General features: G+C 49.7%; 13 protein-coding genes. 7 read left to right on the top strand and 6 right to left on the bottom strand.

Annotated elements, in window-relative coordinates; all coding sequences use genetic code 11:
* The first annotated feature begins 96 nt into the window (after positions 1–96).
* Together ABEA14_RS01515 and ABEA14_RS01510 are read left to right on the top strand one after the other, a co-directional pair.
* A complete protein-coding gene (locus ABEA14_RS01515) occupies positions 97–609 on the top strand; it encodes a YfiR family protein (RefSeq protein ID WP_345338039.1) in 513 nt (170 codons plus the stop codon).
* The gene (locus ABEA14_RS01510) at positions 609–2,678 is read left to right on the top strand and encodes a putative bifunctional diguanylate cyclase/phosphodiesterase (RefSeq protein WP_345338038.1); all 2,070 of its coding nucleotides are present in this window, start codon (positions 609–611) and stop codon (positions 2,676–2,678) included. Before ABEA14_RS01515 ends, ABEA14_RS01510 begins: the two co-directional genes overlap by 1 nt.
* Before the next feature lie 38 nt (positions 2,679–2,716).
* On the opposite strand, the gene ABEA14_RS01505 is transcribed toward ABEA14_RS01510, so the two are convergent.
* Positions 2,717–4,909, bottom strand: a complete 2,193-nt coding sequence (locus ABEA14_RS01505; protein WP_345338037.1) for a TonB-dependent receptor plug domain-containing protein — start codon at positions 4,907–4,909, stop codon at positions 2,717–2,719.
* Positions 4,910–5,206: 297 nt separating this feature from the next.
* On the opposite strand from ABEA14_RS01505, the gene ABEA14_RS01500 reads away from it, so the two are divergent.
* Positions 5,207–6,097 (top strand): LysR family transcriptional regulator, encoded by an 891-nt coding sequence (locus ABEA14_RS01500; protein WP_345338036.1) that lies wholly within the window; start codon positions 5,207–5,209, stop codon positions 6,095–6,097.
* A 24-nt stretch (positions 6,098–6,121) separates the two neighbouring features.
* Here the strand turns inward: ABEA14_RS01500 and ABEA14_RS01495 are convergent, their stop codons facing one another.
* Positions 6,122–6,664, bottom strand: a complete 543-nt coding sequence (locus ABEA14_RS01495; protein ID WP_345338035.1) for a GNAT family N-acetyltransferase — start codon at positions 6,662–6,664, stop codon at positions 6,122–6,124.
* A 213-nt stretch (positions 6,665–6,877) separates the two neighbouring features.
* Between ABEA14_RS01495 and ABEA14_RS01490 the strand changes: the two genes are divergently transcribed.
* Complete coding sequence (locus ABEA14_RS01490; protein ID WP_345338034.1) at positions 6,878–7,369, top strand: hypothetical protein; 492 nt, start codon at positions 6,878–6,880, stop codon at positions 7,367–7,369.
* Between the two features lie 39 nt (positions 7,370–7,408).
* Here the strand turns inward: ABEA14_RS01490 and ABEA14_RS01485 are convergent, their stop codons facing one another.
* Positions 7,409–8,473 (bottom strand): RDD family protein, encoded by a 1,065-nt coding sequence (locus ABEA14_RS01485; protein WP_345338033.1) that lies wholly within the window; start codon positions 8,471–8,473, stop codon positions 7,409–7,411.
* A 257-nt stretch (positions 8,474–8,730) separates the two neighbouring features.
* Between ABEA14_RS01485 and ABEA14_RS01480 the strand changes: the two genes are divergently transcribed.
* Entirely contained in the window at positions 8,731–9,282 is a 552-nt protein-coding gene (locus tag ABEA14_RS01480; RefSeq protein WP_345338032.1) for a hypothetical protein, read from the top strand.
* A gap of 194 nt (positions 9,283–9,476) precedes the next feature.
* Positions 9,477–9,893: a hypothetical protein gene (locus ABEA14_RS01475; protein WP_345338031.1), complete on the top strand. Its 417-nt coding sequence runs from the start codon at positions 9,477–9,479 to the stop codon at positions 9,891–9,893.
* Here the strand turns inward: ABEA14_RS01475 and ABEA14_RS01470 are convergent.
* Positions 9,882–10,811 (bottom strand): 3'(2'),5'-bisphosphate nucleotidase CysQ family protein, encoded by a 930-nt coding sequence (locus tag ABEA14_RS01470; RefSeq protein ID WP_345338030.1) that lies wholly within the window; start codon positions 10,809–10,811, stop codon positions 9,882–9,884. The two genes, ABEA14_RS01475 and ABEA14_RS01470, sit on opposite strands and share 12 nt — an antisense overlap.
* Positions 10,812–10,838: 27 nt before the next feature.
* On the bottom strand, positions 10,839–11,861 hold the full coding sequence (locus tag ABEA14_RS01465) for a phosphotransferase (protein WP_345338029.1): 1,023 nt from the start codon (positions 11,859–11,861) through the stop codon (positions 10,839–10,841).
* A gap of 203 nt (positions 11,862–12,064) precedes the next feature.
* On the opposite strand from ABEA14_RS01465, the gene ABEA14_RS01460 reads away from it, so the two are divergent.
* On the top strand, positions 12,065–13,903 hold the full coding sequence (locus ABEA14_RS01460) for a sensor domain-containing diguanylate cyclase (protein WP_345338028.1): 1,839 nt from the start codon (positions 12,065–12,067) through the stop codon (positions 13,901–13,903).
* Positions 13,904–13,934: 31 nt separating this feature from the next.
* On the opposite strand, the gene radD is transcribed toward ABEA14_RS01460, so the two are convergent.
* Positions 13,935–15,662: a DNA repair helicase RadD gene (radD, locus tag ABEA14_RS01455; protein WP_345338027.1), complete on the bottom strand. Its 1,728-nt coding sequence runs from the start codon at positions 15,660–15,662 to the stop codon at positions 13,935–13,937.
* Positions 15,663–15,784 lie beyond the last annotated feature (122 nt).

The following is a 15,784-nucleotide window of genomic DNA, read 5'->3' as shown; positions in this document are numbered from 1 at the left end:
TTAATGCCATCAATCAGCCGCACTTACTCACCCCCAGCCAATCGAAGCCATGCTTCAGAAACTGGCTGTTACTCCAAGCGGGTGAAGGGGAGCTGTATGGCAATGGTGATGCTTTTGCTGGGATTACCAAAATTCAGCATGGCAGCCCAGGCAGATCGCTTTAGTGTTCAGGCCGCCCTGCTGCAAAAGATTTCGCATCTAATGGCCTGGCCAGAAAAGGCTCTGAAGAATACAGACCGACTGAATATTTGTGTCTTGGGTAACAGGGCTACTTATGAGCAATTCACCCAGGTTTACCGAAACATCTCTTTCTTTGGCAAATCGGTGGATTCAACACTGCTTGACCGCTCCACGCCGATAGACAGTTGCCACATCCTCTATTTCGACACAGGCTTCAAAAAGGAAGCATCACAATTTGCCCGTAACAACCAAGGCAAACCTATCTTAATGGTGGGAACGGAAGCAGGCCTTGCCAGCGCAGGGGTGCACCTGAACTTCATCGTAAAAAAAGGCCGGGTGATGTTTGAGTTAAACCGCAGTGCGATGACAAGTTCAGGGTTTAAAGTCAGTCCCCAGTTACTCAAATATGCCAGCGTGGTGGAGCGGTGATGAAAGGTATAAAGATCACCAGCATCCGCAGCAAAGTGCTGCTTATCGTCGCACTGGGGATCTCCTTGGCACTCACCCCGCTGCTGGCCACTATCTACCTGTATTCATATACGCAGTACAAAGATGCTTACATCAAGCGGGTAGATACAGAAGCCAGTCGATTGGCTGAATACATGCAGGGGCCAATGGCCTTCAGCGTTAATGAAGACGCTCAGACACTAATGTCGCAAGTCAGCATGCCTGATAGTTTCGCCATCGTAGCCTGCCTCGCAGATGGCAGTGAATGGCTGAATCACACCTATACTCGGTTCGGAGCGCCAGCAGCACACCTCACGCCAAGCTGTGACCAGAAGTCATCAGGCTGGACCAGTAATATCTATCATGTTCGCCAACCCGTTCGCGACTTCAGTGGCGAAGTTCTGGGCAACTTATCTATCGCGGTAAATACAGATACTCTGGGTCAGTCGCTGTATCGATTCACACTGGTAACACTGGCGAGTGTGTTGGTGTCATTAACCTTAAGTTTCTTCGCCGTTCGTATACTTTTCCGTAGCGTATTCAAGCCGATGAAAGCGCTGCAGGACCGAAGCCATAAGGTGATTGAAAATCGTGACTACTTCACCGAGCTTCCGGTGTTAGCCAACGACGAGTTTGGGCAGCTGAGCAAAACCTTTAATGCCATGCTGGCGGCTGTCAGAGGACATATCGCAGAACGTAATAATGCCGTTCACGAAATGAATCTGCTGGCGAATTACGACTCCCTTACCGGTCTGCCAAACCGCACGCTCTGTATGGACCGACTGCAGCAAGCGCTGAAAGAGGCGGATGACTCCAAGCTTCATGCCGGGATCATGTTCCTGGATCTTGACCACTTTAAAGATGTGAATGATTCGCTGGGGCACAGGCTGGGCGATCTTCTGCTGGTGACGGTGTCGCAAAAATTGCTTTCCTGTCTACCAAAGCGCGCGACATTGGCCCGCTTAGGGGGAGATGAGTTTTTTGTCATTATCCCGGATGTTGAATCTGCTCAACTCGTCGAAGAATATGCCACCAAGTGCTGCCAAAGCCTGTCAGAAGCGATTGAGCTGGAAGGTAACCAGATTTTCACTCGTGCCAGCATAGGCATTGCACTTTACCCCGATCATGGTAACAACGCTGAAGAGATAATGCGTGCTGCCGATGCCGCCATGTACAGTGCCAAAGAGAGCGGTCGTAATACTTATCGTGTCTTTGAAAACAATCTCAGTCAGGCAATTAAACGCCGACACAAACTGGCAAATGAACTGCACAATGCCATTCCTGATCGCCAGATGTATCTGGTTTATCAGCCAGTCATTTCATTGGTGGAGCCTGATGCGCTTGGGTTCGAAGCCTTATTGCGCTGGCAACACCCGGAATTGGGCAGCATCTCGCCAATGGAGTTTATTCCTATTGCCGAGAGCTCGGGCTTAATCCTTGAGCTAAGTGATTTTGTGTTGTCCCGAGCGCTCGAGGATATTGGCAACATCAAAGCACTTTTGAAAAACACGCCCCATTTCTCAACAGAGAAACTCAGGGTCGCCATCAACCTCTCTGCCGCGCAATTTAAAACCGAAGACCTTGTATCCCAGGTTGTCGACCAAGCCAGCCACTACAGTATTGACCTCAGGCATTTGGGGCTGGAAGTAACCGAGTCGCTGTTTATCAGTGAAAAAGCGATGGCTTGCCAGGTATTGGAATCATTGAGAGTACTCGGCTGCACCGTTTCCATTGATGACTTTGGTACAGGTTATTCGTCTTTGGCCTACTTAAGCACATTACCAGTAGACACGCTGAAGATTGATCGCAGCTTTGTGGATGAGATAGAAACCAGCTTTAACGACCGTACTATCACCCTTGCTATCCTGCGTTTGGCCAATAGCCTGGGCATGGATGTAGTAGCAGAGGGGGTGGAAAACCAGGCTCAGCTGGCTTTCTTGGAAAAGCAGGCTTGCGACAAGGCTCAGGGATACTTTTTTGCGAAACCAATGCAGTTAAAAGAGTTACCAGAGTGGCTGGCATCCCCCGCTCACATGCAGAAAAAAGCCTAGCCTGAAAACAGGCCAGGCTCGAACAGCGAACGCAGGTATCAGAAGTTCAGGCGATAACTAATTGCAACGGCAGCAGCGTCAGCGCGGTAGTTACTGACATTAATCAGATACATACGTTTGTTGTATTTATCATCAAATAATCCCAGTAAGTTGTAACCATTCACACTGATCTTACTGTCTGGCGTCAGTTGATAATGGGCACCTAAGTCGACAAATATCGCCTCTTCAAAACTGTCGGTGTAACCCCGGTCAGAAAGCGCTGTTGAGGAGGAATTACCATCTTCTGAAGCATCGCGTTTGTCATTGGTTTCAAGGGTGGTTTGTTCTGCGCCTGGGTAGTCCCAGAACACTCGGACAGCACCGCTGAACCGCCACTTCTCATCCCATTGGTACGCGGCTGCCAGTTTGGTGATATGGTTGCTCCAGTTACTCAGGTCATTGCCATAACCCAGATGCGCAACCGAGAGCTTCTGACTTTTGCCCGGTTCAACGGAGAAATCCAATAACTTGGTATAGGAGTGAGAAAAACGAATATCCCAATCTGAAGCCTCGTAAACCGTTTCGATTTCCAATCCCCAGAAATCATAATCAGCAACTTTACTGGAACGCAGTGAGTTGGTGTCGATACCAATCACTTCAACATCGTTATAGAACAGGTTACCGCCAAGCTTCAGCTCCCCTACTCGCCTGTCGTAGATAAGCTCAACACCGCTCAGCTCTTCCGGATCTGACTCCACGCCACCGGTATGCTGCATGCGGAGCTCTTCAGCATTGTTCTTCCGTACAGATCGGCTGAAGATGGCTTTAACAGTGTCCTGCTCACTCGGCTCCCAAACGACCGCCGCGCGCGGAGACCACATGTCGTCCGTGTACTCATCTTTATCCAGGCGCACGCCAAAAAACGCACTCCATTTCTCTGCTATTTGCCACTGATATTCGCCAATCAACGCCCAGCGGTCGGTACGCCAACGCTCCATCTCTCCCAGTACAGGCGAAATAGCAGGTGCATCGGGATACCCCCAGGTATCCAGGCCCCACTGACTGCGAACGAACTCGCCACCGATAGCCAGTGAATGTGCTTCGGCCGGCTGCCAATTAAGCATTGCACGAGAATAATAGTTTTCTTCCCGGTGGTTTTCAGGAGGGTTATCCGGCAGTTGGTTGTCGAACAGGATACGAATGTACTCAGTGGTGTCATATCCCCCTTTCAGATCCAGCCATAAGTGATCCTGCAGCGCCCAGCGATAGGAGAGATCCAGCATCCATTGCTCGTAGCCAACCTGATGTGTGCTGAGGTCCTCCTCCTGGGTATCCTCATCGGCAAAACCATTAGGCGGCAGGGTGACAATTTTGGGTGACCAAGCCATCTGCTCGCCACCCTGGGTATATCTGAGCCATGCCCTGAAGTCCTGTAACTGATAGTCCAGGTGCAGTTTCAGTTTGGGTTTGTCACGAAATGATGCTCGGTTTCTCGGGTTGCTCAGGGTGCTGTCGTCACCAGCATTAATTGGCTCACCCCAGGCAGTGGTATCACTATTGCCGTACACTACAGGCGAATCATCACGATCGGCACCATTGTAATTACTCACACCGGCATACATCAGAATGCCGTGATCTTCGCCACTGAACGCTATCGACTTTTTCAGTTCCAGTGATTGAAACTCTTCCTCAAACCCCACTTTTGCGGTGACGCTGTCGCCACTATTGTTAGCAAACGATTCGGTTTGGATGTTAATGACCATCGACAGCGCGCCAGGTCCATACACCACGGAGCCAGGCCCCCGCACAACTTCAATTCGGCGAATGTCGTCCAGCATCGGCAGGTCGCGCTCACTCAAGGCTCCAAAGTGAGTTTGTTCGTTCATTACTCGCCCGTTAACGACAATCAGATACTTGTCGTCTCGGTCGCTGATAATGGAGCGCATCCCCATATGGGATGATTCCCAGTGGTGTGGCAGATAATGAAAGTTGGGTACGTAAGTTTCCAGCAGGTCGAAAAGGTTTCTCGCCCCACTATCTTGAATCATCTGAGGTGTGATTCGGGTAGTTGCTGCGGGCATACGCCGTTCAGAGGTGGGCGTATAGGTTGCACTGCTTTCCACCTGCAGCTGCATAAGTTGGTCCAGATCCAGTTCGAACAGATCCTGGGAACTCAACTCATCCGCAGCCAGCACAGGTGATAGTGCGGTCAATGCGGCCCCCATCATCAAAATACCAGGTTTCACTGCCATTCAAACTGTCCCAACTCAGTGCGATGCATAAGCTTGCTATTTAGCAATCAAAACAAAAACTAAACATTTTCATAACACTCAGTATCAGTGAAACCTTGGACAGCTTCCACGCAGTAATGAAAAGTGTGTGACTCGCCACATGCTGTTTTCGATGAAATGCTAAGTTTTTGCCTGTCTTATCAACTCTTCTCGCCTCTGCATTGAAGACTCAACCTAAATTACCAAGCTTATTGTTGTCAGAAATAACACCAAACGTTGTATTGTTAACGAGGCATTGACGATTAAATGAGTTAGGCAATGGACACATTGGACGGTATGCGCACTGTCATCGCGGTAGTCGAAGCAGGGTCATTTACTGCCGCCGCTGACCGGCTAGGGATCTCTAAAGCCTTAGTCAGCAAATATATCGGTGAGATGGAGTCACGATTGAGCGTGCGCCTGTTTAACCGAAGTACGCGAAAAATATCCCTCACCGATGCAGGCCGTCGCTATTACGAAAAAGCCACGCCGCTACTTGAGGAGTTTGCAGAGTTACAGGACGACCTGCTGGGTGAGCAAACCGAACCACAGGGCACGATACGCATAAGCACACCTGTTGCATTCGGGGAGTCCTTTCTCTCGCCTCAACTGCCAGAGTTTTTAGCCAGATTTCCAAAGATTAAACTTGATCTTTTGGTGACAAATAACCGGGTCAATATGCTGGAGGAAGGGATAGATCTGGTGATCCGAATTGGCCGTGTTGATGACTCCAACCTGATCGCACGACAAATCGCTGATATGCCGCTGCTGCTCTGTGCATCACCAGCTTATCTGGCCCAGCAAGGCACACCGAAAAAACCGGAAGATCTGGCAGCGCACACCTGCATTATCGACAGCAACTACAAGATAGGAAACCATTGGCCTCTGCTCGATCCGCAGGGCAACAGCGAGAAAGTAGAAGTGGTATCCCGTGTTCGGGTAAACAGCCCCAGAGCCGTTTCTGAGATCGCTAAAGCTGACGGAGGGATCGGGCTTAGTCCCAGGTATATTGTCGAACAAAGCCTGAAAGACGGAAGCTTGGTGCAGTTACTGCCAGACTACCAGAGTCTCTGCTTTGGCCTCTACGCAATCTACCCTCACCGACGCTATTTGAGCAGGAAAGTCCGCTGTTTTATCGAGTATCTTGAAGAGAAATTTGGTGAGCGCTGACTTTCTTAGTCAGCGCTTTTCAAATTATACCGGCATGCTGTAATAAACCACTTCCAGGTCGCCAAGCGGGTCTTTGCAAAGATCGCGCTTATCAAACGTCATACCCAGCTTGGTCATGATGTTAATCGAACCCGCGTTTTCTTCTTCTGCCAGTGCGCTGAAGCGGGTTGCACTGCCCTGCTTTTTCAAGCCGTCAACAACAGCTTTTGCCGCTTCGGTACCGTATCCTTTACCCCAGCTATCGCGTTTGAAGCGCCAGCCCAACTCCAAGTTTTCCCATTGGGTTGGTTTTTCGTCATCAAAGAAGTCCATCGGCCTGACTAACACCCAGCCGATATACTGGCCGGTCTCCAGAACCGTCACCATCCAAAGACCCCAGCCCTTGTCAGTATTGGTGTAGGCTTTCAGGCGAGGTAAAAACACATTCTTTACATCCTCCCTGCTGGTTGTTTTGCCACCGTTAATGTACTTCATCACCTCCGGATCCTGGTCCAGCTCAAACAAGTAATCGCCGTCGTTCTGATCCATCATCCGCAACGCTAAGCGTTCGGTATTTTCAATTTTCATCTGGAGATTCCATCTCATTTTTCTTGTAATGGATGCAGCTTATCAGGCAAATAAAGGCAAACAGAGCCCCCCTATCAAATATGTGGGATCAACCACTGAGCTATTTGTAATCTTGTGTAAACAACAATCAGAGGCATTGCCCCGACACAAGGCGAAATCCGATAAATATTAGAGTATGCGGCTTGTACAGCCTGCAAAGTAAAAGGACTTGAGATGTATCGCATTGCAGCGCTAGCTGGCGTTTTATTCATTTCAGGGTGCGCGGGGTTGGCCGTTGGCACTTATGGAAAAAAGGAATCGGTAAAGACACACTTTGCATTGGCCGAAACGCGCAATGAATTCTCACATAACTTTCCTGATTCAGCTTACTTAAAGGCCGATATCATCAAGCTATGGGGGGAGCCTGACGAACTTTGGTCGACAGAAAAATGTGAGGTCTTAGTTTTTGACAATGGTACATCCTGGGCGGGTGCAGGCGCATTTATCGGATTTATTCCAGTACCGCTGGCAGTACCTACAGGCACCTACAAAAATCGATTTTATGTTCGTGAAGGCAAGATATTGGGTTTGATTCAAGAGTATGGCGAGGTCGATCGGGCCGCTGGCTATATGTGTGGCAGCAACGAATGTGAAGCGCTCCGCGGAGAAAAGGTCAATAAGCCGGAAATAGACGCAGATATAGCGATCAAAAGCTGGTGCAGCTAAAACAAGGAGAGGCAACATACGATGCCTCTCCTTGCTTTATTAAGACTTAGCCTGTTTGCCGTATATCACCACGGTCGAAGAGATCTTATCCTGAATAGCCTGGCGATTGGGATCCCAGTAGATCTGGAAAAAGCCTAACAAGCCCGTTGCCAACCCTGCGCCATAACCACCATACCTACCAAATGCATCCCACAGAGAAAGAGATGTATTATCCAATTGCAACACCCGGATCCTGAGCAGCTTTTTGCCCGGCGTCTGCCCATGCCACCAGGCGGTAAACAGAGTGAAGTAACATGCCGCCCAGCCAAATCCGAGGCCAAGTTCTTCGATGACGCCTTTCAGCCAGCTCAATGGACTGTTCGCTTCAGGACTCCAGCTGCCCGGTTCATCTTCAAACAGATCGATATGGACAGCGTCATCTGTCATATCATCAGTAACATCCTCTGTCGCTTCAGCTTCCGACAGCAGTGCTTCTTCTGCAGCAGCTAAACGCTCCTCTTCCGCTGCGCGAGCAGCTAGCGCCCACGCTTCGGCGATACGTTTCGCCAAACCAGATTTATGCTCTTTGCCGATCTCAGCGTCCGATAAAAACTCCCGGATCACCTTCTCTGCCTCTGCTGGATCAGATGTCTGCATAGCGACTAACTCACCCACATCAGAGATCTTGTCTTCCCAGCAATCCAATTCGTCACACATAGCAGCTTTGCCCGCAGACAAGGTAAGCTCCATCACACTCTTTGCTTTGGCTACTTCTTGCGTGACTTCCGCATCTTCATCCAGGTAGTAATCAAACACGCCTACCGTTAACGACAGCACCATGGTGCACCCGGCCAGGACTCGTAACGCGATTCTGGAACGACGGGAAAACCTCTGATCTGACACCATTCGCCAAAGGATCCAACCGGCGACCAGCAGCATCAGATAGGCATTAAGCGTACTGAGAAACGCCACCACAGTAAGGTCAATCAACATGGCCAGCCCACGCCGCCATGGACGCGCAAGTTTGAGTCCTAACAACTCAGAAGAGATAGTGAACGCATAGGGGGTAATAATGCGCTTGTCGTCTTTTTCAGGCTTATCCGCTACTTCCATAGCCGTCGACATCAGACTTCCTTAAAGAGCCACTCCGTTATCCTGACAAGATATCAGAATTGGAAAAACGGAGGCTAACTTTAAAAGGAGTAGATACACGGCCTGAGATCTTACCAAACACAAAGTTTATCTAAACGGGCAACCCCAACTCCTTGTTTGACATAACCAACTGTTTTGATTGACAGTCACTGATAGAGTGAAGCTCAAAAAGCTGTGCTCGCTAATGTTGGCTAGGAAAGGCATACATTTAAGAGGTGGAAGGTATTCATATGCAACTAGTACGACTCGTTGTATTAACTCTTACTGTTCTGAGTAATACGGCAATCGCACAGGAGCCATCGGAGAAACTCATCGCATCTCTGGACCAAAGTTCAACTCTCCAAGCGGTCGATGTATGGCAAGAAATAGGCGCTCCCTGCACATATCAAATAGATGGGCAACGCTACAGTTATTTTTCAACCTCGGTAGACATTGGCTTTGGGGTTACGCCATTCAACAAAGGGATATCTGTCGAGAGGAGAAAGCTGAAAACTCTATTGAAAGCCATGTTGGATAAAGGTTGTGATATCAATTACCGCCATCCCTACACCGGCCACCTTCCCATTCATAGCGGCGTTCTTTTCTATCGAAAAAACGAGGAACTGACTAAATTCCTTATTCTTTCGGGGGCAGATTTAAATGCAAAGACACCAACATCTGATGAGCTTTTTCCGAATATGAGCTCTTTGCAGATATTGAAGGGACTAATAGAAAAATACCCACCACAGGCGGAAAGGGAAAAACTGCTGGAGTTTATTAAAAAGACTGTTGAAGAAAGGTAGATAGAACACTAGAGCCAGACACATCCAACAACACAAGCTCTGTCAATGATGAGTTAAGTCAGAAAAACTGCGTGTTTTCACCACCCTATCCAAGATTGCGAAGTAAAGGGCTTTTTCTAACAAAATAGTTAGGTAAAGTACTGCCTTATATCAAGATAAAAATGCTCCACTTGTAACCACAGGGACGAATGATTATGGACTCGCAACTCACCACACTGGCTGTGTACGCGCTGCTTTGCCTTGCACCGGCAGATGCCATCAGAAATGACACAGAACTCAAAGATGAACTGAGAAGAAGAACCATCAAAGGGGTTGGCTGGGGAGTATTTTTATCCACTATCCCCTGCCTTTTGCTTTTTCTTGTACAGAATGATCTTGCCCGCAAAGGAGAGGCGGTATATTCCACATTACAGTGGGCTGTGGCGCTGCCGCTAAGTGGCATCATATTCACTACTATCTTCACTGCTTTATTTGTGCTGCGGCCTCACCCAAGCCGGAACAGCATCGAGATATTAAAATTCTTCACCATTCTGTTCTGGGCAGCCTCTGTGGCACTGATCTTCTTCTGCAGTATTTATCTGGTTAACCAAGTCGCCCTGCTACTTGCATAGCGAACGATACAGCGCCATCACTTGTTCAGCTAACTGTCGGTCACTCGCATAAAGCACTCCTCGGCGATGCATAAACAGTGAATCCGGCGCATTTAGCTGCAAAGGGTCTCCATGAATATCTGAAACCCAAGCACCGGCGGCTTTGGCTAGCGCCGCAGTAGCCGCAAAATCCCATAAACTGCCACCGCCCTCGGTGGCTTTGGGAAACTTAAAGTAACAGGCTGGTGTATGCGCCAGCATCTGCACCGCATTCATCACCGAGCCAGCTTGGTGATAAATCTGAACGCCTGAATAACCCATTTTCTCGGCTCTGACACTCATCGCTTCCACAACTCGAGAAAACATAGGGAGAGTGGTGAAGCTGCGATCAAAGTAGAGCGAGAGTGGTGCTCCTGCCGCTTGCAACGGAATTAATGGCGCCCATGGCTGGCCTTGTTTGAGTAACAAAGCGTTTTCGCCTGCTCCCTGTCGTTTGGCTATCCCCTGATAAAGCGTGCCAGTGACAGGGTCGAAGACCACACCGATCAGCGGTTCTCCAGCGTTGGATACCAAAGCGATGGATACCGCATAGCCAGGAACATTTTCAGTAAATGGTAAGGTGCCATCCAGCGGATCAACACACCAAAAATAAGGCTGATTCAATCTGGGATGCTGGTCTATTGGGCAAGATGCGGCACTCTCTTCCCCCAGAAAGGCAATATCAAACGGGTCAAAGGAAGGCTGCAGGGCCTCTTTAATCAATGCCTCACATGCCAGATCGACCTGCGTGACCACTTGAGAAGCCGCACTATCACCTGCCGTCTTGTGACTGACCTCAATGGCACTTCGGTCAAACGACGCAATGTAATTGCCCGCTTGCTTCGCAGCGTCGCTGGCCAACGTCAGTAATGCTTCAAGCTGCGTTTGGCTAAGCACCATACTCTCCTTTTTAACCTCTGTGCTGTCTTAACCCCGAAGTTGTAACAACGCCTGTTCAGTTTGCTGCAGACAATACTCGCCGATCTTCCAGTGCCCCGGACTCCATCCGGCCAAAAAGCGGTGAAAGTCAGCCCATGAAATGGCATATAACGATCGCCACGCTGCAATCACCGAGTGGCGATCGATGTTAGGCTGCCATTGTTGCAACGAGGTGGATAACTGCTCGAAATAATACTCAACCAAGGCGGATGCTTCTTCCATCAGACGAGAATCTGGCATCACACTGCTGAGCAGCAACATCAAATCTTTACTGCCCGGGCCCCGTCCCACATATTGAAAATCGACCGCGGCGACTCGCGCTCCGGAAGCATCAAAACAGAAGTTAGCCAGCTTGGCATCGCCGTGAATCAGGGTTTGATATGGACAAGACGCCAGTTCCACATCTAGTACATTGGCAGCGGCTTTAAGTTCCCCCTCAGGCATTACCTGCCACTCGTCTGGCCGAGTATCGAGATGCCAGTAACCGCCAACTGGCCAAAGGCCGTCGACACTATGCCCCAGAAATTGTGCATGAAACTGCGCTAACCAACGAATACAGCTTTTGATCTGGACCTCAGTCGGGCGGTCATCCTTTCCTGCGGTAAATCGAACAGGATAGTCCACAGCCAGATCTTCCAGTACCAGCAGCATTCCGTACTCCGATGTTTCCGAGTAAATCAGCGCAGGACAACGCGCTGATTTTGATTCGCGCCCTGCCCCTGTTGTGTGTCCTGCATACTGCCGATACCAGTTTAATTCCACTTCATAAGAGTGGCGCTTGCGCTGGACAGAGCGCTGAGTGTTCCAACCTCGGGGGTGATCGCCTTTTTCCGTAAAAGCGATCTGTTTTACGACAAGCGACTTAGTGCCGGAAGTTCCAGCGCAAGTGAGTCTTAGCCGCGCCAATTCGCCTTGGCCGGCCCATAAAGACTGCATGGGCACTATCTCATCGACCGTTTGGCCGTCGGCTGCAAAACAGATCGCGTTTTGCTGTTCTGTCGATAATTTCATTGATTAATCAATCGCTCACCCACGCTTAATATTGCGCAGACTTCATTAATTTTGTTTTGGCTAATTATCCGGTTAAGTGGGCCACTGTCCAGATTGGTTTTACCAGTCAAGGGGAGGGAGTTATCAATGGTTTAGGCTACACTGAAATAATACTAACTGCCCTCTCCTGCAAAGGCCTTGCTGTTGTGACTGAAGCTTCGCGTATGAGTAGAGATACGCTGTTAAAGCGTATGTTTGAGCCTTTACTCGTTCTTCTGTTTATTACCATTGTTGTGGTGATCGCATACAGTGGTATCAGGAAGATTGAGCAGGATACGCGGAAGTCGAATGTTGCCGCTTTGCAAACCGTCCTGTTAACCGTTAATGAAGCGCTACACCTTTGGGTAAAAGACCATAAACATGATGCCGTGCTTTACGCAGGCCAGCCTCAGGTTATTGAATTAACAGAGCAGTTGCTTACCAAGCCCAGAGACAGAAACCAGCTAATGGTCTCGACTGAGCTATCTCAGCTGCGTACACTGCTAAGCGTACCCATAGCCAGCAGCGTTTATATGGGTTTCTTTATTATCGCGCCAGACGGGACCAATCTGGCCTCAATGCGTAACGAAAACATCGGCACAACCAACCTTATCTTCGAGCAACGCCCTGAGCTTTTTAAGCAAGTGCTGGCATCGCGCACCGTGATCGTGCCAGCGATCAATTCTGACGTTTCCCTGGACGACAGCATTGAGTCAATCGACCCCACCATGTTTGTCGCGACTCCCATCCAGGATGACAGTGGCGAAGTCATTGCCATTTTCACCTTAAGAATCGACCCCGTTGACGATTTCAGCAAAATCACAGCACTGGGACGACTAGGGCAAACCGGCGAAACCTACGCGTTTAATGAAGATGGCTACATGATGTCTGAAAGCCGGTTTAATAATCATTTGGAACTGATAGGACTGTTAGATTTTGGCCAATCTTCCATTCTCTCTATCCGCGTTGCTGACCCTGGAGGCGACCTGCTGGCGGACTACCACCCCCATGGTTCAAAGGATTCCTGGCCACTGACCTTTATGGCAAAGCGCGCTATCAAAGGAGACTTTGGATTGCACAGTGAAAGCTATCGGGATTATCGAGGGGTGCGGGTACAGGGTGCCTGGCTATGGAACAGAGAGCTATCACTGGGCCTCGCGTCAGAGATAGAAGAGCAGGAAGCGATGAAGCAGTTTGATTCAGCCAGAAATGTGGTGGTAACCATTGTTATCGTCACCATTATCTCTGCGCTGTTTTTGCTGACTTATTTAGTCAATATTCGCGCCCGTGCCGTCCGTGAACTTGAAACAGCCCAACGCGTATTGGAATCCCGAGTACAGGAGCGAACTGAAGACCTGTTTAAAATTAATGAACGCCTGCAGGAGCAAGTGACCGAGCGAGTTCGTAGTGAAGAGAAGTTACTGTTTACTCAGAAGCAGTTGGAAGAGAGTAACCTGCAACTGGAAGATATGGTGGGTAAAGATGGCCTGACAGGCGTCGCTAACCGACGGGCATTTGATAATCATATTGAAGCCGAGTGGCGTCGCTGCCGCCGCAATCAGGAGCACCTTAGCCTGATACTGATCGATGTGGATTTTTTCAAAGCTTATAACGACAACTACGGGCATATTGCCGGCGACGAGTGCCTGAAACAGGTGGCCCAGCTCTTAGAACGCAGTCCATTTGTCAGGCGCCCCGGCGACCTGGTCGCTCGTTATGGGGGCGAAGAGTTTGGTGTCATTCTCAGCGGTACGCGAGAGCCACCAGCGCGGGCTATTGCTGAAGAACTAAGGCAAAGTATTGAAAAAGCCCAGATCCCCCATGCGCACACTCAGTTGGCCGGGCTAAGAGTGCTGACCGTCAGTGCGGGTGTAGCCACAGAGATCCCTCCCGCCAATATTGATTCGCCCCTGGCGCTGATACAAAAAGCCGATGAAGCACTATACGCCGCTAAAAATGCAGGTAGAAACAGAGTGGTGCAAGCAGAAGGCACACCTCCCTTAAGCCAACAGCAAACTACCTGATCAGCTGACGTTGGTGTGCACAGGCATGCCACTAGCGCTGATACGCCTTTCGATAAGGGCCTTGGTAGTCAAAAATCCTGTGTTCGATTTTCCAGTATTTTTTCATCTGCCGGGCAATCACAAAATCTGGTGCCACTAGTTGATGGATCTGTTCGACCAGTTTGGCCGCGTCACTGGTCTTCCAAGGCTCGCCAGATACGGTGCGAAAGAATATCTGGAAGAACTTCTTCCGTTGCCCAGCACTTGAGAAATCAAACTTTTCAGTCAACTCAGCGCCATCTTCGTCATGGTATACCAACCTGACCACGTCGCCTTCTGTTGACGCTGACAGCCCACTGCAACGCAACACTTTGCGGTCTTTCAGCTTCAGTGCGTCTTTCAGTTGATTGTCCGGGTCTATCAGGGCATTGCCGCAAGCATGGCACTCGCGCGCTGCAATGTCGTTCTGAGCATTGCAGCGACCACACTCCTTGAACTGATACCGATAATCACACTGAACCTGCTGCCCAGGCTGTTCAGGATCGTCCACCAGCCCCTGACATCGGCGACCATGATGTTCAATGATATCGCCGTCGCTGTCAGTTAACCCCCAGAACAGATTGCCAAAGCCACATTGTGGGCACATCACCTGTACTAGCTCACTGTTGGGGTTCGGTCGGGTTTCGCCGATCTCCGGCTGATATAGGTCGTAATTGTTACCTGCGTAGTCCACCACCAGACAGTCTGTTTTGTCTGGATACAGGCGAAGGCCACGCCCCACAATCTGTTGATAGAGACTCACCGACTCGGTGCGTCGTAAAATCGCGATAAAGTCGACATGGGGAGCATCAAAGCCAGTCGTCAAAACTGACACATTCACCAAGAACTTCAGTTGCTGCTGTTTAAACTGCTCAATGAGCGCGTCACGAGTTTTACCCGGCGTATCTCCAGTAACAATCGCGGTTTGATCTTCTGGTAGATAACCCGCTATCTCATGGGCATGTTTCACGCTTGCAGCAAACAACATCACCCCTCGCCGCGATTCAGCCAGCGTTTTCACCTGTTCACAGATCGCCTGTGTCACGCGCGGGTAGCGACCCAAAAACTGATCTAGCTCAGCTTCGCTGTAGGCTGGAGGCAATTCATCAAACTGATAGCGCGCGGCCGGCGCATCCACCACTTGGGGCTCGGTGAGATATCCGCACCTAATCAGGTAACGCAGAGGCAGCTCATAAATGCACTTTTTAAACGGCACAGGTTGATCAGTACGAACAAAGCCGTGGTGGTGTTGCTGGTAGATCCAACCACTGTCCAAACGATAAGGGGTCGCGGTGAGCCCCAGCACTTTCAGTTGCGGATTCTGCTGTTTCAGATGTGTAATAACAGATTGATATTGCGACTCATCGCTTTGAGATATGCGATGACATTCGTCAACAATAAGCAGTGAATAATAGCCATCAAACTTATCCAAGTTTCGGCACAAGGATTGTACGCTGGCAAAGGTCACCGGGTAACTGTGCTGCTTCTTGCCCAGCCCCGCCGCAAAAATACCCGCCTCGAAACCATAGGCTTCATATTTACCATGATTCTGTTCTACCAGCTCTTTGACATGAGCGAGAACCAATATCGGAAAACGCGCCAGTCGCGCCAACTCCGCAATCACGAGACTTTTACCCGCGCCGGTGGGTAGCACCAACACCGCAGGATCATCAGTTTGTCGAAAATGGCTTAACACCGCCTCAACAGAGGCTTGCTGATAGTCGCGTAGTTTGACTGACAACCGCTTACATCACCTATAAATAAAAGATGATCGCTATTCTAACCCGACTTCCCGCTGATTAGACCAGCGCCAATATGGTTCACCTTCGCTACCCCCAAAGAAGTAATAAGTCAGATTGCGCA

Source organism: Corallincola platygyrae (assembly GCF_039544265.1).
In the GTDB taxonomy this organism is placed as follows: domain Bacteria; phylum Pseudomonadota; class Gammaproteobacteria; order Enterobacterales; family Neiellaceae; genus Corallincola; species Corallincola platygyrae.
This window is presented reverse-complemented; position numbering and strand designations above follow the sequence as displayed.